This is a genomic window from Oleidesulfovibrio vietnamensis (assembly GCF_055388115.1).
Genome location: NZ_AP042419.1, coordinates 1,869,480 through 1,886,136, shown reverse-complemented (window position 1 = coordinate 1,886,136; position 16,657 = coordinate 1,869,480). Strand labels below are relative to the sequence as shown.

Annotated in this window: 17 protein-coding genes and 2 tRNA genes; 10 read left to right on the top strand and 9 right to left on the bottom strand. The window is 53.5% G+C overall.

Features of this window, described 5'->3' with window-relative positions; translation table 11 throughout:
* Window positions 1-10: 10 nt before the first annotated feature.
* The 4 genes from ACZ5D1_RS08465 to ACZ5D1_RS08450 all read right to left on the bottom strand — a co-directional run bounded on the left by ACZ5D1_RS08465 (window position 11) and on the right by ACZ5D1_RS08450 (window position 1,343).
* Window positions 11-87: transfer RNA gene (locus ACZ5D1_RS08465), tRNA-Met, on the bottom strand.
* A 139-nt stretch (window positions 88-226) separates the two neighbouring features.
* Window positions 227-303, bottom strand: a tRNA-Met gene (locus ACZ5D1_RS08460).
* Between the two features lie 70 nt (window positions 304-373).
* A complete protein-coding gene (locus tag ACZ5D1_RS08455; protein WP_011367861.1) occupies window positions 374-1,171 on the bottom strand; it encodes an undecaprenyl-diphosphate phosphatase in 798 nt (265 codons plus the stop codon).
* Window positions 1,164-1,343 carry a hypothetical protein gene (locus ACZ5D1_RS08450; protein ID WP_027182031.1) on the bottom strand — a complete coding sequence of 60 codons (180 nt, stop codon included), beginning with the start codon at window positions 1,341-1,343 and terminating at the stop codon, window positions 1,164-1,166. Before ACZ5D1_RS08450 ends, ACZ5D1_RS08455 begins: the two co-directional genes overlap by 8 nt.
* On the opposite strand from ACZ5D1_RS08450, the gene ACZ5D1_RS08445 reads away from it, so the two are divergent.
* Genes ACZ5D1_RS08445 through lptG form a run of 3 tightly spaced genes read left to right on the top strand, consistent with a single transcriptional unit; the run spans window position 1,342 to window position 3,805 of the window.
* Complete coding sequence (locus ACZ5D1_RS08445) at window positions 1,342-1,536, top strand: hypothetical protein (RefSeq protein ID WP_011367862.1); 195 nt, start codon at window positions 1,342-1,344, stop codon at window positions 1,534-1,536. The genes ACZ5D1_RS08450 and ACZ5D1_RS08445 overlap by 2 nt on opposite strands.
* Window positions 1,536-2,729 carry an LPS export ABC transporter permease LptF gene (gene lptF / locus ACZ5D1_RS08440; RefSeq protein ID WP_455697171.1) on the top strand — a complete coding sequence of 398 codons (1,194 nt, stop codon included), beginning with the start codon at window positions 1,536-1,538 and terminating at the stop codon, window positions 2,727-2,729. The genes ACZ5D1_RS08445 and lptF overlap by 1 nt, the downstream gene beginning before the upstream one ends.
* Window positions 2,726-3,805, top strand: coding sequence for an LPS export ABC transporter permease LptG (gene lptG, locus ACZ5D1_RS08435; RefSeq protein WP_464554571.1), 1,080 nt, complete (start codon window positions 2,726-2,728; stop codon window positions 3,803-3,805). Before lptF ends, lptG begins: the two co-directional genes overlap by 4 nt.
* 40 nt (window positions 3,806-3,845) lie before the next feature.
* On the opposite strand, the gene yihA is transcribed toward lptG, so the two are convergent.
* Window positions 3,846-4,502, bottom strand: a complete 657-nt coding sequence (gene yihA, locus ACZ5D1_RS08430) for a ribosome biogenesis GTP-binding protein YihA/YsxC (protein ID WP_464554569.1) — start codon at window positions 4,500-4,502, stop codon at window positions 3,846-3,848.
* Between the two features lie 155 nt (window positions 4,503-4,657).
* Here yihA and ACZ5D1_RS08425 point away from each other — a divergent pair, with 155 nt between their 5' ends.
* The 4 genes from ACZ5D1_RS08425 to lolA all read left to right on the top strand — a co-directional run bounded on the left by ACZ5D1_RS08425 (window position 4,658) and on the right by lolA (window position 8,990).
* A complete protein-coding gene (locus tag ACZ5D1_RS08425; protein WP_027182036.1) occupies window positions 4,658-5,122 on the top strand; it encodes a type II 3-dehydroquinate dehydratase in 465 nt (154 codons plus the stop codon).
* Between the two features lie 51 nt (window positions 5,123-5,173).
* Window positions 5,174-5,731, top strand: a complete 558-nt coding sequence (gene efp / locus ACZ5D1_RS08420) for an elongation factor P (RefSeq protein WP_011367867.1) — start codon at window positions 5,174-5,176, stop codon at window positions 5,729-5,731.
* 109 nt (window positions 5,732-5,840) lie between these two features.
* On the top strand, window positions 5,841-8,300 hold the full coding sequence (locus ACZ5D1_RS08415) for a DNA translocase FtsK (RefSeq protein ID WP_464554568.1): 2,460 nt from the start codon (window positions 5,841-5,843) through the stop codon (window positions 8,298-8,300).
* Window positions 8,301-8,315: 15 nt separating this feature from the next.
* The gene (gene lolA / locus ACZ5D1_RS08410; protein WP_464554566.1) at window positions 8,316-8,990 is read left to right on the top strand and encodes an outer membrane lipoprotein periplasmic chaperone LolA; all 675 of its coding nucleotides are present in this window, start codon (window positions 8,316-8,318) and stop codon (window positions 8,988-8,990) included.
* A 170-nt stretch (window positions 8,991-9,160) separates the two neighbouring features.
* Here lolA and ACZ5D1_RS08405 read toward each other — a convergent pair whose 3' ends face one another.
* Both ACZ5D1_RS08405 and yedF read right to left on the bottom strand, forming a co-directional pair.
* Window positions 9,161-10,039: a pseudouridine synthase gene (locus tag ACZ5D1_RS08405; protein WP_081701831.1), complete on the bottom strand. Its 879-nt coding sequence runs from the start codon at window positions 10,037-10,039 to the stop codon at window positions 9,161-9,163.
* A gap of 62 nt (window positions 10,040-10,101) precedes the next feature.
* Window positions 10,102-10,728: a sulfurtransferase-like selenium metabolism protein YedF gene (gene yedF / locus ACZ5D1_RS08400; RefSeq protein ID WP_011367871.1), complete on the bottom strand. Its 627-nt coding sequence runs from the start codon at window positions 10,726-10,728 to the stop codon at window positions 10,102-10,104.
* A 118-nt stretch (window positions 10,729-10,846) separates the two neighbouring features.
* On the opposite strand from yedF, the gene msbA reads away from it, so the two are divergent.
* The 3 genes from msbA to ACZ5D1_RS08385 all read left to right on the top strand — a co-directional run bounded on the left by msbA (window position 10,847) and on the right by ACZ5D1_RS08385 (window position 14,215).
* Window positions 10,847-12,655 carry a lipid A export permease/ATP-binding protein MsbA gene (msbA, locus tag ACZ5D1_RS08395; protein ID WP_011367872.1) on the top strand — a complete coding sequence of 603 codons (1,809 nt, stop codon included), beginning with the start codon at window positions 10,847-10,849 and terminating at the stop codon, window positions 12,653-12,655.
* A 137-nt stretch (window positions 12,656-12,792) separates the two neighbouring features.
* Window positions 12,793-13,308, top strand: coding sequence for a lysophospholipid acyltransferase family protein (locus tag ACZ5D1_RS08390; protein ID WP_455697178.1), 516 nt, complete (start codon window positions 12,793-12,795; stop codon window positions 13,306-13,308).
* Window positions 13,301-14,215 (top strand): lysophospholipid acyltransferase family protein, encoded by a 915-nt coding sequence (locus tag ACZ5D1_RS08385; protein WP_464554564.1) that lies wholly within the window; start codon window positions 13,301-13,303, stop codon window positions 14,213-14,215. The genes ACZ5D1_RS08390 and ACZ5D1_RS08385 overlap by 8 nt, the downstream gene beginning before the upstream one ends.
* A gap of 1,585 nt (window positions 14,216-15,800) precedes the next feature.
* Here the strand turns inward: ACZ5D1_RS08385 and ACZ5D1_RS08380 are convergent.
* Together ACZ5D1_RS08380 and folK are read right to left on the bottom strand one after the other, a co-directional pair.
* On the bottom strand, window positions 15,801-16,103 hold the full coding sequence (locus ACZ5D1_RS08380; RefSeq protein ID WP_011367875.1) for a TRASH domain-containing protein: 303 nt from the start codon (window positions 16,101-16,103) through the stop codon (window positions 15,801-15,803).
* Window positions 16,104-16,127: 24 nt separating this feature from the next.
* Window positions 16,128-16,652 (bottom strand): 2-amino-4-hydroxy-6-hydroxymethyldihydropteridine diphosphokinase, encoded by a 525-nt coding sequence (gene folK, locus ACZ5D1_RS08375; protein WP_081428116.1) that lies wholly within the window; start codon window positions 16,650-16,652, stop codon window positions 16,128-16,130.
* Window positions 16,653-16,657 lie beyond the last annotated feature (5 nt).

Genomic DNA, 16,657 nt, shown 5'->3' with positions numbered 1-16,657 from the left:
TTGATAAACATGGTAGCGAGGGAGGGAATTGAACCCCCGACACTGCGGATATGAGCCGCATGCTCTAACCAACTGAGCTACCTCGCCATGTGTGCAGGACTGTTCCTGCGGGAGTTGGTTTGTGGCCTTTTTTATGTCGAATGTCAATGCCTGTTGCAGACAAATTCGCCCTTTAAAGCCTGATCGCCGCTAACCCGCTGTATTACGGACTCTACCGGCTGATACGTGGTAGCGAGGGAGGGAATTGAACCCCCGACACTGCGGATATGAGCCGCATGCTCTTACCAACTGAGCTACCTCGCCACGTATGTATTGCTGCGACGGAGGCAGTGTTTATACAAGAACACCAAGCTTTGCAAGCAGTTTTTCGACGTCAGCTCCAAAAAAGAAGCACGACGGGGGCAAGCGCAAGCCGGTACCAGGCAAAAGGACGGAATGTGACCCGCCCCACAAGATGGATAAAGCCTTTGACCGCCGCCCATGCCGAAGCAAAAGACACCAGCAGCCCCACAGCCCAGAAAGGAATGTCCGCAGGAGAGAAGAGAGAATAAGATTTGTACATATCGTACCCTGTGGCGGCAAACATGATGGGTACAGCGGCGACAAACGAATACTCCGCAGCAAGCCGGCGCCGGCTGCCCAGCAGCAGAGCCCCCATGATGGTTGCCGCCGACCGTGAGAACCCCGGCCACAAAGCAAGGCACTGGAACATGCCTATTCCCAGAGCCAGCGCGGGAGAAACATCATCCAGCGTTTCGTAACGGGTTCCTTCACCTTTGTGCTCAACAGCCAGAATGTACAGCGCCCCTGCAGCCAGCGCCCATGCTACAGTGACCGGCCCGAAAAGATGCTCCTTGATAAAGCTGTGTGTCAAAAGGCCCAGCACACTGGCCGGGGCAGAGGTAAGAGCAAGCAGGTACCACCCCCGCAATCCGGAAAACCGCCCGTGACCGGTACCGAAGCGAAACAGGGCGGCAAAGCGTTCTTTATAAAGAAACACGACGGCCAGAATGGCTCCAAGCTGTATGGCGACCTGAAACGATTCCGCCTTGGGGCCGGTATATTCGAGCAGGTAGCCCGTAATGATCAGGTGCCCCGTTGAAGATACTGGCAAAAATTCTGTCAGACCCTCCACAAGTCCCAGCACGGCAGCCGTAAGCAGATCAGTCATTAAACAACATCCGGTCGGAAGAGGTGAATAAAGAAGAAAACATCATCAGAGCACGCGAATAGCCTATGCCATGACCGGTTGCAAGCAGCATGGTGATGATGTAGAAAGCGGCATTCACCTGACGGGCGCAATGTGTGCCTGCCGCCAGCCTGCTTTTTCGGAGAGTTATCATGACTACCATTATGCCGAACAGCGAACTTGTGCGCAAAGCCGTCGAATACATTTTTCAGTCGGACAAGCAGAATTCTTCTGTGGAAGAACAGGTCGAGCAGGCGGGTATGCGCTTTAACCTGAGCCCGCGGGAATGTGAAATGCTGGAGCATTTCCTGAAGAAAAACATTGTGGGCGACACCCCGCAGGAATAGTGGAGGGGACTCTGTTCCGTTTTCATATAACGCTGTTGCAGAAGCAGCTGTTCAAAGAGCTTGTCTCTCTTTTCGGCCTCTGCCTCGGCTCACTTCTTTCTCTGATTCTTATCGGCAGAATGCTGCAGTTGCGCGAGCTGTTTCTGGGTCTCGACCTGAATGCGCTCGATATGGCGACACTTTTCGTATACCTGAGTCCGCTTTTTCTCACCCTGATAATACCCATTGCCTGCATGCTCAGCGTGTTTCTGGCTTTTCTGCGTATGAGTACCGACAGAGAGCTTGTGGCGCTCAAGGCCGGCGGGCTGAGCCTGTTTCAACTGCTTCCGGCGCCGCTGCTTTTCTGTCTGCTGTGCGGCCTGCTCAACCTGTATATTTCTCTCAGCGGTGTCGCCTGGGGAATGGGCAATTTTCGCCACACCATAATGGAAATAGCCAACACCCGTGCGAAGATAGTTCTCCAGCCGGGCGTGTTCAATCAGACTGTTCCCGGGCTTACGGTTTTTGCCCGCACGGTGGACAACAGTTCGGGCAAACTTGGGCATGTACTGGTTGAAGATAACAGCAGAGACGAAACAAGTATTCTCATTCTGGCACCCCGGGGACAGCTGCGCTCGGATGAACAGCGGGGCGAACTGGTTTTTATACTCCACAACGGAAAAATATACCGCCAGCAGGAAGACAGCGTAAGCGTGCTCGACTTTAATGACTACACTGTCCGCCTTGACCTCGGCCAGATTTTCAAAGGGGTGAGTCTGGGAAAAGTAAAACCCAAAGAGCTTTCATGGAGCGAGCTGCGCAGCATCGGTCCGGACCACCCGGAAGCCCGAAGGGACAGTAATTTTCTGCGCAAAGTTCATGTAGAGCTTCAAAAACGCTGGGTACTGCCCATGGCATGCCTTGTTCTGGGGCTTTTCGCCATGCCGCTTGCATGCGCTTTTCAGGGACTGGACAAACAATTCGGCATTCTGCTGGCTCTGGGGATGTTTCTGATTTACTACACGCTGCTTTCAGTAGGCCTTTCCACCGGAGAATCCGGCACCGTTCCTCCTGCCGTGGGATTATGGATGCCTAACCTCATATTCCTTGCCGTAGGGCTTTTCTGGCTGGACAGGGCGGAAAGAGAGCGCTCGCTCAATATCATGAGTTTTATTCTGCATGCGAACCTGTTCCGCAAAAAGAGGGCACAGTGAGCATCCTCTCCCGCTATCTGCTCAGAACAAACCTGTTTCTGACCATGCTGACACTGACCATCGGCACCGGTATCTATCTGCTTTCCGACCTGTTTGACAGGCTGGATGATTTTCTGGGAGCCGGGCTGGGCCTCAAAGTTATCCTGACGTACTTTGCGGTCAAAATACCGCTGATCATTTCTCAGATCCTGCCCGCCGTATTTCTGCTGTCGGCAGTCATCCAGCTGTGTGTCATGGCGCGGGACAGAGAGCTGGTAGCCCTTCAGGCGGGCGGCATCTCCTTCCTGCGCCTCGCGCGTTTCTTTATAATTTATGCACTCATCTGGTCAGCTGTTCAGCTGGGTTTTTCGCAGGTGCTGGGCATATACGGAGAACGGGAAGCCAGCAGAATCTGGAAGGAACAAGTCCGTAACCGGGAAATAGACGACGTGCAGCTTACCAACCTGTGGTTCACCGAGCATGGTCGCATCATCCATCTGGAAACGCTGCACCCTGCGGCCCAGAAAGGCTCCGGCATAACGGTCTACGAGCTCACGCCCGACGAGCTTTCCGTGCAGCGGGTGATCCGGGGCAAAAGTTTTCGTGCCGACTCTTCCGGCTGGACTCTTGACGGCTGCGACATTCTTATTCCGGGCAGTTACGAGGTGGCCACCTCCGAATCGATTGTCCTGCCCATTGAACAGGACGTCAAAGCGTTTTCCATTGTCGATCCGAGAGGCGACCCTTCGCGTCTGCCCCTGTGGCAGCTGCAGGACGCCATAGCCCGCCTTACCGAAAGCGGCTCCAATGTTGAAGCCTTACGCACGGCATGGCACATGAAGCTCTCCTATGCATTTTCGCTGGTAACCATGGCTCTGCTGGCACTGGCACTTATAACATGGCGAGACAGCATATACATAAACGTGGGAACATCACTGCTGCTGGTATTTGTCTTTTACACGCTATTCACCGTAGGGGGTTCTCTGGGCGAGAACGGCATAGTCCCCCCATTGTTTGCCGCATGGACAGCCAACGCGTTTTTCAGCCTTTCAGCCATCGCCAGACTGATTTATGTATCCAGAGCCCGCGCCGCCTGACAAAAAGCCCCGCAGACATCGTCTGCGGGGCTTTTTGTGATCACTCAGCGCGTTCGCTTGCCGCTTCCGGCTCATCAGCCGGTTCCGGCGCCCCGTCTGACGGTGTGTCAAAAGCCATATCCGGAAAAGCCAGCCGGTGCAGTTCCTGCCACAATTTATCTTTCCCCATACCCGTCTTGCTGGAAAAGAGCAGGGGCACCTCACCACCCAGAATGGTCCGCCATTCCCGCTGACGCAGCGACCGTTCCTGCTGTTTGCATTTGTCGGCTTTGGTCAGCACTGGCAGCAGCGGCAGCCCGGCCTGCCGTGCAAATGCAGCCAGTTCCACATCAAGCTTCTGAGGTGAAAGACGGCAGTCGAGCAGAATGGCTATGGCACACACGGCAGGCGTTTCCACAAGGTAGCGACGGATGAGCTTTGCCCACTTTTCGCGTTCTGCCTTGCTGCAGCGTGCGTACCCGTAACCGGGCAGGTCGACAACATAATAGCCGTCGGGATCAACCTTGTAAAAATTGATACTTCTGGTCTTGCCCGGCGTGGAGCTGGTTCTTGCCAGCCCTTTACGTCCGGCAAGAGTATTCACAAGCGACGATTTACCGACATTGGAACGGCCCGCAAGAGCTATCTGGGGGGCGTTGAATGATACGAGCTGTTCCAGTGTGTAGATGGTATTTTCAAGTACTAGCTTTGGTTGCATAATATATGGTTCGTTAAAGGTGGTCGGAAAATGGCGGATAACGTGGTGCTTGACAAGATAATGACCTTGGGAAAAAATACTCCGCTTTTCGCAGGGCACCTTCTGTCAATGAATGCTAGCAGAACCGGCTTGCAAAAACAAAGAGGTTTTTTGCCGTGAACCGTTTCAGAATTCTCGTGATGAATGGGCCGAACCTCGGCCATCTGGGTCAGAGACAGCCGGAAATCTATGGCAGCACGGGCATGGACGCTCTTCCCGGTATGTTAAAGCGCCTGATGGGCGAGCAGGCAGAAGCGCTGGAACTGGAATATTTTCACAGTAACAGCGAAGGGGCTCTTATAGACAGGCTCGAACGGGCACGGCAGGACGGAACAGCCGGAGTTGTTCTGAACGCAGGAGCTTATACACACACAAGCCTTGCGCTGGCAGACTGTCTGGCATGGATAAACCTGCCGTGCGTGGAAGTGCACATAAGCAATGTTCTGGCACGGGCAGAGCAGCTGCGTCACCGCAGCCTCATCGGCCGTCATGTCATCGGCGTTGTGGCCGGTTTTGGCATGGCAAGCTATGCCCTGGGCGTGCAGGCGCTTGTAACGCACCTGCAGGACACTCAACAGTAAACTGGCATCACAGGCCTGCGGGCTTTATATCAACTTTTTCGGAGGCATCCCATGTATTCCACTACCGATTTCAGACGCGGCCTGCGTATCGAAATTGACGGCACCCCTTTTGAAATTGTCGACTTCCAGCACTTCAAGCCCGGCAAAGGCGGGGCCATTGTGCGTACCAAAATGCGCAACCTGCTCACCGGCCGCATTATGGACAACAACTTCCGTTCCGGCGAAAAAGTAGGCCGTCCCGACATGGAAAACCGCGACATGCAGTTTCTGTATCGTGAAGACGCCAATCTTGTTTTCATGGACATGACGACCTATGAGCAGATTTACATGCCGGAAGAAACCACGGAAGGCAAAGCAGGATTCCTCAAGGAAGGGCAAACCATCCGCGTACTGCTGTTCAACGGCACGCCGCTGGCCATCGAACTGCCTGCAGCGCTGGTGCTCGAAGTGACCGAAACAGAACCCGGTGCAAAAGGCGACACCGTCTCCAACGTGACCAAGCCGGCAACCCTTGAAACCGGTATCGTCATTCAGGTTCCTATTTTTGTGAACCAGGGAGACAAGGTTAAAGTAAACACGGACACCCGTGAATACATGGGACGGGAATAGCCCCCGGCGTCCTGTCCCGCCGGCGTTATTGCCCGCGGCTATGGACGCAGCATTTTGATTACGGTAAGGGATATGGCTGAAGAGGCTGTATCCCTTCTTTCTTTAACCTTTGATCTCTTTTTTCCGGAGGCCGACCATTTCAAAAGGCAACAGACTGGCGCGTGAAATTTTCGCGCTGTTTCTCGTCTTTTGCGGGGCAGTCCTGCTACTGAGTCTCATCTCATACAGTCAGGCAGACCCAAGCTTCAACCATGCCGTCAGCGGACGTTCCGGCTTTGACAACTGGGCAGGGCTCGCAGGTGCATATCTTTCCGGCCTGCTGGTCGACATTTTCGGCCTGTCCGCCTTTCTCTTTCCTGTCGCGGTATTCGTTTCCGCGGCACGCCATTATCTGAAAGCCGGCGACATTCTATGGTGGCGATGGGTGGGGCTTACCCTGCTGGGTATGTGCATAGCCTCCTTCACGTCGGCCATCCATATCGGCATAGGCGATATCACCGGCGGCGGGCTTATCGGACACGAGCTTTCGCGGCTGGGTCAGCGGTATCTTGGGACAGCCGGCGCTGTTATTCTGTGGATTTTCGCCTTTCTTGTGTCTATACAGCTTGCCGTGGGATTCACATGGGTTGCACTCTTCGCAGTGCTGACAGAAGCCGCAGGCTCATTTTCCCTTCCTGAAGGCTTAAAAAAGCGCAGTTTCCGTTCTGCACGCAGCAAGGCTCTGCCGCAAGCCGACCTGATTGTCATGGCGCAAAAAGAGCCCGAAGAGCGCCCCCGAGGCGTTGCAATCGCGCGCACCCGGCGTGCTGCGGCGGCCTTACGAAACTTCTGGCATATATTCTTTCCTGTCGAAAAACAGAGCCGGCCAGAAGCCCGGACGGCTTTTGCGCGGCTCGAATCTGACACGGAAGATGATTCGCCGTCGGAAAGCTCAGCCTCTGCCTCTCCGCTGCCGGCGGAAAACAGCGGGGCAGAAATATCAGCCGACGGCAATTCCGCGCAGTTCTACATCGGCCCTGAAAAAGACGAACCCGCCCCTCTGGCCGAGTTGCAACCGGAAACCGCACCTTCACAAGGCACGGCGGGCCGGACATCCTGCGGTGCAGGGCAGCGGCCCAGACGCAAGGTCAAACTGCCGTCCGCATCCATGCTGGAAACACCTAAAGGTATTGATAAAAAAACGCCCAAGGCAGTACTGGAAAGTAAAGGTCAGACACTTGTCTCTTGCCTTGCGGACTTCGGTATACAGGGAGAACTTGTCCGCATCACCCCCGGCCCCGTGGTCACCATGTTTGAAATCAGACCCGCTGCCGGTGTCAAAGTAAGCCGTATAGCCAACCTGAGCGACGATCTGGCTCTGGCACTCAAGGCCATTGCGGTCCGTATACAGGCCCCGATCCCCGGCAAAGACACCGTCGGTGTGGAAATTCCCAACGAGGATCGCGAAACAGTAAGCCTTAAAGAACTGCTGGGGTCAGAGCCTTTCGGCAAAGCGGAATCCTATCTGACCATGGCCATCGGCAAGGACATTTCCGGCATTCCCACTGTGGCAGACCTTGCCAAAATGCCCCATCTTCTGGTGGCCGGTGCCACTGGTGCCGGTAAAAGTGTATGCATCAACTCCATACTTATGAGCTTTCTGTTCAAAGCGCGACCGGAAGAAGTACAGCTGCTGCTGGTGGACCCCAAGCGCATCGAACTGGCGGTTTATGCAGACCTGCCGCATCTTGTCCATCCTGTGGTCACCGACATGGCGCACGCTAAAAATGCTCTGGACTGGGCTGTGCATGAAATGGACAAACGATACGAAGCCATGGCCCGGCTGGGAGTTCGCAACGTCACCGGATACAATCAGAAAATCGAAAGCTTCGGCGATGCCGTACCTGCTGAATTCTGCGACCTTGAAAAGCTTCCTTATCTGGTCATCATCATTGACGAGCTTGCAGACCTGATGCTCACCGCGGCCAAGGAGGTCGAAACAAGCATCGTCAGGCTGGCACAGCTTGCCCGTGCAGCCGGAATCCACATGATTCTGGCCACACAGCGCCCCAGCGTGGACGTTGTAACAGGGCTTATCAAAGCGAACTTCCCCTGCCGCATATCTTTTCAGGTCACCTCCAAACACGATTCGCGGACCATTCTCGATACCGTGGGAGCAGAACATCTGCTGGGACGGGGCGACATGCTATTTAAACCGGGAGGAGGGCGTCTGCAGCGCATGCACGGTGCCTTTGTCTCCGACGAGGATGTGGCAGCCGTGGTTGAATACTGGAAAGAGCGTCAGGCCCCCAGCTACAGGGTAGACTTTTCGGAATGGGGCAGTCCGTCTGCCGACGATTCCGGCATAAACGGGGGCGCCGGGGACAGTCTGGGCGACGACCCGGTGTACGCCGAGGCAGTGCAGTTTGTCATGAGTCAGGGCAAGGCCTCGATATCTCTCATCCAGCGGCGGTTCCGGATTGGCTTCAACAGAGCCGCCCGCTATGTGGAGCAGATGGAGCAGGACGGTATCATAGGCCCGGCTGATGGCAGCAAGCCCAGAACAGTCATCGGGGCCAGAGAGAATTAATTACCGGAGAATTCCATGCACAAACAACATATTTTGACAATTGTCTTTTTTATCGCAGCGCTGGCTCTCACCGGTCAGGCCGCAGCAGCCCCTGACGCGGTAGCAGCGCTGGAAAAAAAAGTACGCAGCTATACTTCTTTTAAAGCAGATTTTGTACAAACACTCACCCACAGACAAAGCGGCACCACAGAAACAAGGCAGGGAAGCATCATCTTCCGCAAGCCGGATTCGCTGCGCTGGGAAACCGTACATCCTTCGCGCGAACTTATTGTTGTTACAGACTCGGCGGTGTGGAATTACATTCCCGACGAAGAGGTCGCCTACAAATATCCTCTTGATATTCTGAAAGATTCTGACACCATCATGCGCTTTATCACAGGCAGAACGAATCTTGATTCAGACTTTGAAATAGAAGTCGAAGAAGAGCAGGGCAGTACCAGAATCCATCTGTATCCTTATCATCCGCAGCAGACTCTCACGGAGGCTGTTCTCTGGGTGGACACACAAAGCGGTGAATTGAAAAAAGTGGCCGTTACAGACTTTTACGGCAATGAAAACATGCTTGAATTTTCGGACATGCAGTTTGACATCGAGTCTGGAACAGACAGTTTCCGTTTTTCGCCGCCCGCCGGAACAGATATTGAAGACAGGACCTCGGACAAGGTGATGGAAAAAAAACTTTTTCAGTAAAAAATGCTGACAGGTTATTCAGTAAAAAGGCCCTCTGGTGGACGCTGTCCACCAGAGGGCCTTTTTTATGCACAGCTAGGTTGCTGGCCACGCTGCAAGAGATATAAGAGGAATAAGCCAGAAGGGTACAGGCAGCCCTCCCGACTGACAAGAAAATCCACGCCAATCTCTTACAAATCCACAGAAGCCTTCAGCGCCGCAATTTCACTGTCAGTCAATTCCCGTACTTCACCCGTACGCAGTTCTCCCAGCGACAGCGGTCCCTGCCTGACTCTGTGCAAAGAAAGCACTGTCAGACCGGCATCCCTGCACATCCTGCGAATCTGCCGGTTGATACCCTGAAAAAGAGTCATCTCCAACAGCAGCCAGTCATGATGCCGGCTCAGCACCTCTACCTCCACGGGGGCAAGCTTTTCCCCCTCGGCAAGCGTCATCCCTTTTCGCATAGCCTGCAGATCGTTGTCCTGCACCACGCCTCTGACCTTTACCAGGTATGTCTTGGGCAGATGCCAGGAAGGGTGAGTAAGTCTGTGGGTTAGCACGCCGTCATCTGTCAGCAAAAGCAGGCCCTCTGAAAAAAAATCCAGTCTTCCTACAGGAAAAAGTCTTTTTTTACGATGTAATGGGGGCAGAATATCAATGACAGTCCTGCGCCCTTCAGGATCACTGACGGTAGTGACCACTTCCACAGGCTTGTGCATCATCAAATAGGTATGGCTACGAGAGGAAGAAGACTTCAAGAAAATCTTTTTACCACGAACGCAGAGCTCATCCCTGTCCGGAACAACTTTCACGCCGGGGGTATCCACCACAACCCCGTTAACCGTTACAACCCCCTGAGCCACAAGTTCATCGGCTGCACGGCGCGAACAGACTCCGGCATCGGCCAGTGCCTTGTTAATCCGCACAGACTGTTCCGCCTCATGTCCGGCAGGAGCATTGCGTTGTGCCAGTGCACCGGAACGGGCCGTACGCGGGGCGGAAAGGCCGCTGCGTGCAGGCTTTTGTCGTGCCCGCGCTTTATTTACGAGATCATTTTTTTTAGTCATATATTCTTCAAGTTAAACTTTAAGGCACAATTATATGCCCGCCCAGAACCGACCGGAAGCCGTCAGGGACGGATAACTTTTGTAGCCAATTGCAGACTTGTCACAACATCCAGCATGTTGGTCGTCTGTCCGGCCGCTTTGCGTTCCAGCAGACCGAAAAAGTCAAGGCACGTTCCGCAGACCAGAATGTCCACCCCGGCAGACTCAAGCTTCTGCAGTTCAGGAAGTGCTTCGTGGCCGTCCGAAGCGAGCTTTACTCCGCCGTTAAGCAAAACAACCCGCCACAAGGTACTGCCCAGCTCGGGCAGCGTTGCCAGAAAGTTTTTCATCAGCCTTGTTCCGAGTGTATCATCTCCGCTCCCCAGCACTTCAGTGGTAATCAGAACAACCGTTTTTTCATCCAGAGCACGCAGTTCTTCAGACGAAAGCACTTCGCACTGTTCGCAACCGCTCTGAGCCCCGACAGAAGATTCAAGTACAGCTTGAAGTTTCCATGCCCCCTGCGGAGTTTCCGTTGCCGTCACCGCATACCCGCGGGTACCCAGAAAACGCGTTACATTCTCTTTTGCCGCAGCGTTATCCACAATGACAGCCATCTGTGCGGGAGACCGGGTATCAATACAATCCTTGCACTTCAGCACAGGCTGGGGGCAGGGAAGGTTCTGGCAGTTCAGTTCAATTTCTGGCATTATGCGACTCCTGTTTTGGACGGGTACAAAAATAAGTCCGGCGCACAACGTCCGGCAGAGCCTGATATTGACGGCATTAACCGCAAAAAGCAACGGCCGCACGCCGTAACGGATATCGATGTCTACAGCACAGCGAGAGCAGCACACAAAAAAATCGGAAGGGCGCATACTCTTCCGCCGGATACTCGGTTACTTCAGTTCCTACAAGCTTCATATAACCATTGCCACGCTGGGCATGCTTTCAGTGGCTGCGTGCACCGGTGCTGCCGCGTATCTGGTCAAACCGGCGCTGGACGACATATTCATCAGCAAAAACGAAACCATGCTGCTGCTTGTGCCCTTCGCCTATATTGTCATCATAACCATCAAGGGCCTGGGGCGCTATGTTCAGAACTATTTCATGCGCTACTGCGGGCTCATGGTGCTTGAACGCCTGCGTAACGAACTGTACCGGAAAATAATCTGCCTTCCGACCCGCTTTTACGAAGAAAATCAGGTCGGCATGCTGATGTCCAGAATAATAAACGATGTCATGCTGATACGGGCAAGCCTGCCGTCTGTCGTCATGATTGTACGACAGGTGATCACCATGTGCTGCCTCATCGGGGTGGTGTTCTATCAGGACTGGTTTCTTGCCATATGGGCTGTGCTGGTACTGCCGCTTGCGGCCTTTCCGTTCATCTACTTCGGCCGTAAACTGCGTAAGCTGAGCCGGCGCAACCAGAACAAACTTTCCGACATCTCTATCTTTCTGCAGGAAATTTTCAGCGGCATCCGGGTAGTCAAAGCCTTTGCCACCGAAGACAAGGAAGCTGCGCGCTTCAAGCAGGAAAACAACCGCCTTGTCAAAATAGCCATTAAAGAAACCGTCTTCAGCGAACTGTCTTCGCCTGTGATGGAACTGATAGGTGCGGTGGGGATAGGACTTGTCATCTGGTACGGCGGCAAACAAGTGATAGACGGCGTTTCCACACCGGGAACGTTTTTCTCGTTCGTTGCCGGACTGGTCATGTTATACGACCCTGTAAAAAGCCTGAACTCGGCAAACATGGACATCCAGCGGGCTCTGGCCGGTGCTGAAAGGGTATTTGAAATCCTTGATTCCAAAGATATTGTTGTAGAAAAAGACGGCACCGTACCTTTTTCCGGCAGCTTTGAAGAAATTCGGTTTGAAAACCTGACGTTTCACTACGAAGGCTGTCCCGCCCCCGTGCTAGACAACATAAACCTGACCGTCAGACAAGGAGAACGGGTTGCCATTGTTGGCCCCAGCGGGGCCGGAAAAACGACCTTTGTCAACCTGATACCGCGTTTTTATGAACAGACAGAGGGCCGGATTCTGCTGAACGGAACAGATATCAGAGAATACACCCTGGCCACACTGCGTCGTAACGTGGCCATGGTGTCGCAGGATTCTTTCCTTTTTAATATTCCTGTAATGGAAAACATTGCCTACGGCATGGAAAGCACCTCGGAAGAAGCAGTTTACGAAGCAGCCCGTGCGGCATACGCACACGATTTCATCCTGCAGCTTAAAGACGGGTACCAGACCGTCATCGGCGAAAGAGGCGTAAAGCTTTCCGGCGGGCAGAAACAGCGGCTTACCATCGCACGGGCGATTCTTAAGGACGCTCCGCTGCTGATTCTGGATGAAGCAACCAGCGCACTTGATTCCGAGTCGGAACGCATTGTCCAGAAAGCACTGGAAAATCTGATGGCACACCGGACGAGCATAGTCATTGCGCATCGTCTTTCCACCATTCTCGGAGCAGACAGAATTCTGGTGATGGAGAAGGGCAGGATAGTGTCGCAGGGACGTCATGAAGACCTGCTGGGATCGTGCCCGCTGTACACACGTCTGTACAATATGCAGTTTCAGACAGAGCACACAACCGAAGACAACGGTTGTGCACTGCCGCAGGCATAAAAAGGCGCAGTATGAAAATAAGTCCTTCTCTGGTCTGTCCGCCCTTGTACACGCTATACAAGTTATGGTGTTCCACACTCCGGTATTCCGAAACCGGCCGGGAAGCAGTGGACGCGCTGTGGAATCAGCGGACTCCCATGGTCTTTGCTCTGTGGCATGACGAGCTGTTTCCGCTCATGCACATCAAACGCCAGCTGGACATTGTAACGGTTGTCAGCCAGAGCAGAGACGGCGAGTATCTGGCCGGAGTACTGCGCAGACTGGGGCTGCGCACCGCGCGGGGCTCAAGCTCGCGAGGAGGAGTTAAAGCTCTGCTTCAGGCATCACGCATGATGCGCAATGAAGGCATCTGCGGCTGTGTGACCGTAGACGGCCCGCGCGGACCACGCCATGTGGTGAAAGAAGGGGCGCTGTTTCTTGCGGCCAGAACGCCCGCGCAGGTGGTTCCTGTGCGCATATTCATGCAACGGCGCAAGGTATTTGAAAAAGCGTGGGACCAGTTTCAGCTGCCTGTACCGTTCAGCAGCGTCCATATTGTCTTTGGTGAGCCGTATGCACCGCAGGCAACGGCTACAGACCAGAACATGCTGGCAAGTGCAGCGGCGCAACTGCAGACAAAACTCAATTCCCTGAAGAACCCGTACCATGTTTGATTTCGCCTCAGAAAGTGCACTCTTTATCGGTAACAGAATAGGCTTTTCCACGGTTCGCAGATGCGGAAGGGGGCTGGGAACGCTGCTGTGGCACATTCTTCCGGACAGACGAAAGCTGGCCGTAGAATCTATACAAAAACGTCTGGGAGCCGGCAGACGGCAAGCAGAAGCAATCGCCAGAGAAAGCTTTAAAAGCAATTGTCAGTCGTTTGCCGAAATCCTGCTCAACCCCCGCCTGAAAGATTCTCTGCCCCCGCTGACCGACATTGACGATGCAGAGCAGCTGGCGGGCGTTCTGGCGCTGCCGCGCCCCATAGTGGGCATTACCGCACATCTGGGCGCATGGGAAATGCTGACCGGCTGCCTGTCCCAACACGCACACTGCGGCAAAGAGCAGCTTGTGGTCACGCGCAGGCAAAAAAACATGTTTTTTCAAAAGGCTATTGTCGCTCTCCGCAGCGCAAACAATCTGCGTATAGTAGATCATAGAAATGCTGCGAGGCCCGTGCTCAAGGCGCTGAAAAACAACGCCATTGCCTGCTTTCTGGCAGACCACAACTGCAGCGAAGCCGAGGCATTGTTCCTGCCCTTTCTCGGCAAAACCGCAGCAGTCAACAGAGGCCCTGCCATTCTTGCTGTAAGAGCAAAAGCCCTTGTGCTACCAGCATTTATGATAAGAGCTCCAAACGGCAGATTCCGTTTTCATCACTTGCCGCCACTGGACACCACGGAGCTTGAGGGTACAGCCGACGAGCGTGTCGAGGCCGTAACGCGTTACTATAACAGTGCCATAGAGTCGATGGTCAAAAAATACCCAGAACAGTGGTTCTGGATGCACAAACGCTGGAAAACCCAGCCATCCGGGTCCCGCCGAGTCCAGACGGAGAAGAATCAGGGGACAGAATAAATGAATGCCGTAAAGGGATCTGCGGAGCTCTGCAGTCCCGGGCATCCATACCTCAAACAATCTGAAAATCCGGCGACGGAGCTGCCATTCCACAATTATAACAGGGTCCTGCGATGCGGAACGCTTATGATTACAGCATGTCCCGCTTGAAAGACTCCCGTTGAGCGATACAAAAAAAGTGCTGCAACCACGCCATGATCCCCAAAGCCTGACATCAAACTCCGGCATGTTCTGACACAGAACCATGCCATACACCTGAAAAAAGCCACTGGACCCCATCTTTTAAAACACAAAAGAGATGGGGTCGTTTAATTGTCTCCTCGAAAAGTGAATGCAGGGCAGTTGTGTAAATTGCCCGGCTACGCTGCCCCACAGAATGCCCCCCAAAGCGGATAACAGCTGGTAAATCTTTAAAAATAATCACATTAAGCCTGCAGTCCGCAAACAGCAGCCGAAGCAGAGTCCCGACCGTAATAGCGCGGCTACAAGGCTTTATTTCAGGAAAAAATTAAAGAAATTGCCGGCAGAGAAACCTTCCAGATTTTTAGGGCAATTTACTCAAGAACGCCATCCCTCCCGTAACTCAGCAGTCTCGTATCCATACGGTGGCTCAGAAGCTTGCAACCGCGACGGGGGCAAATCAACAGGAGCAACAGGGGGGCATGGCAGGGCAGACCCGGAAGCAGATCCGCGATAGACAGACCTCGAAGGGTACGGACACATGGATTGTGAGCCGTATCCGGCCATTGCAGGCGCCAAAAACACGCAGACGCAAGATTATACACAATGACAAAAAAAAGGCCTTAGAAAGACATTTAAGCAGCCTTTTTCAAACACGACCAAATCCTTCAAGCGGGCACTTTAAATACATCACTTACCGATTGTTTCACAAAAAGCATTAAAAACATACTTGCTCTAAATAATTCAACATCTCATTACTTAAAGTTAACATAATTTACATTATGAGACATTAATAAAGGGAAAGTTCAAGTCATTATCCCGCTTTTCTGTCAGCCTCCGCCGGTGTTTTTCCCTGCCCATCTTCAGACCTCATCTGAAAATCTCTTCGGCAGCCAGCCCAAGACCAAGGCACTTGCCTACGGGTTCCCCCCAAACCGGAAGACGCCGGAAGACGACAAATCCGGCAGCCAGCTAAGCCCCCCTATGAGCGCCGTCCGGCTCCGGCGGCATGAGCAATCGGGCTACCTCCGCCTGTCAGGGCTCTCGGCCACTATCTTGAAGAATTCACACGTATCCCGCACAATGCGCTTCCTGCAGTTCCCTGATGTCAGCGATCTTCTTTTGCCATATGCCTCACTCAGTCTTCACTATCTATCTGTTTCTTCACTCTAATCTTCCAAACCACAGTTATTGGGCCTACTAGCGGTACTTGGCGGTATATGGATGCCAATGGCCTGCACTTGCCAGGACAAACGCTGCCAGAGCGCGCGGTCTCCGCATGATTCTGCTTAATACTCCAAACTGCCGTTTCCGAGCCCACCATATACAAAAAAGCCCGCGACAGTTACTGCCGCGGGCTGGAAAGGCCTTCTCTGCATCTGCAGATTGCCAAATGTGCCGGTTTTTATTCCGGTTCTTTTTCTGTCTGAGCTGTGGCCGGAATCTCTCTTCCGCCCCCTTTCAACTGCTCAAGAAATTTGTCACGGCATTCATAGCTGCAAAAGCGGTGAACAGTTTCGCCGTCGCGGACACTTATGCCCCCGTCACTTTCAACATATGCCCCACAAACCGGATCTTTCACCATTTCTCCGGCTGCGTACATACGTTCTTTTTCCTTGTCACCATCCTGCGATTTACGCTTCTGGTCATTGGTCAGCATACGGAAAAGCAGGTAGCCGGCGACAGCGATAATCAACCACTTGAGCATGAACGATCCCTCTCCTTGTGCAGTTTATTGCCAGATACAGTCTCTTTCTACGCGGAACTGCAGCTGAGCAAGACGGCTGCGGATAGCTCCGGCAGAAAACAGGCTGTTTTGCCTGTCTGCCGAGACCGATGTAACATCTTCCGGTTCCTCATAAACCTCAAGAAGCGGAACCAGAACAAACGCTCTCTGCCACATACGCGGATGGGGAAGCGTCACCAGAGAAGAAGAGCTTTCCACATCTGCAAACAGCAGCAGATCAATATCTATCACCCGCGGACCAAATCTGTCAGCCGGGTCCGCCACATCACGCACCCGGCCCAAAGCCGTCTCGCAGTCCAGCAAAGACTGCATAAGTGCTGCCGGAGTCCATCCGGAACAACGGCACCTCAGCACCTGATTGGCAAACCACGGCTGATTCTTTTTTTCCTGCGGCTCTGTGCGGTAAACAGAAGACCTTTTTTCCACCGTAAGGCCGGACAGGGCTGCAATGGCAGCCACTGCCCTTTCCAGATTTGCATCTGTATCGCCTTGATTGGAGCCAAGGCAGATATAAA

Bases quoted from the DNA above. Each gene is read 5' to 3' on its own strand.
- ACZ5D1_RS08455 (WP_011367861.1), bottom strand. From the start codon at position 1,171: ATGACTGATCTGCTTACGGCTGCCGTGCTGGGACTTGTGGAGGGTCTG.
- ACZ5D1_RS08445 (WP_011367862.1), top strand. From the start codon at position 1,342: ATGACTACCATTATGCCGAACAGCGAACTTGTGCGCAAAGCCGTCGAA.
- ACZ5D1_RS08450 (WP_027182031.1), bottom strand. From the start codon at position 1,343: ATGATAACTCTCCGAAAAAGCAGGCTGGCGGCAGGCACACATTGCGCC.
- yihA (WP_464554569.1), bottom strand. From the start codon at position 4,502: ATGCAACCAAAGCTAGTACTTGAAAATACCATCTACACACTGGAACAG.
- efp (WP_011367867.1), top strand. From the start codon at position 5,174: ATGTATTCCACTACCGATTTCAGACGCGGCCTGCGTATCGAAATTGAC.
- lolA (WP_464554566.1), top strand. From the start codon at position 8,316: ATGCACAAACAACATATTTTGACAATTGTCTTTTTTATCGCAGCGCTG.
- ACZ5D1_RS08405 (WP_081701831.1), bottom strand. From the start codon at position 10,039: ATGACTAAAAAAAATGATCTCGTAAATAAAGCGCGGGCACGACAAAAG.
- yedF (WP_011367871.1), bottom strand. From the start codon at position 10,728: ATGCCAGAAATTGAACTGAACTGCCAGAACCTTCCCTGCCCCCAGCCT.
- msbA (WP_011367872.1), top strand. From the start codon at position 10,847: ATGTCTACAGCACAGCGAGAGCAGCACACAAAAAAATCGGAAGGGCGC.
- ACZ5D1_RS08390 (WP_455697178.1), top strand. From the start codon at position 12,793: ATGGTCTTTGCTCTGTGGCATGACGAGCTGTTTCCGCTCATGCACATC.
- ACZ5D1_RS08385 (WP_464554564.1), top strand. From the start codon at position 13,301: ATGTTTGATTTCGCCTCAGAAAGTGCACTCTTTATCGGTAACAGAATA.
- ACZ5D1_RS08380 (WP_011367875.1), bottom strand. From the start codon at position 16,103: ATGCTCAAGTGGTTGATTATCGCTGTCGCCGGCTACCTGCTTTTCCGT.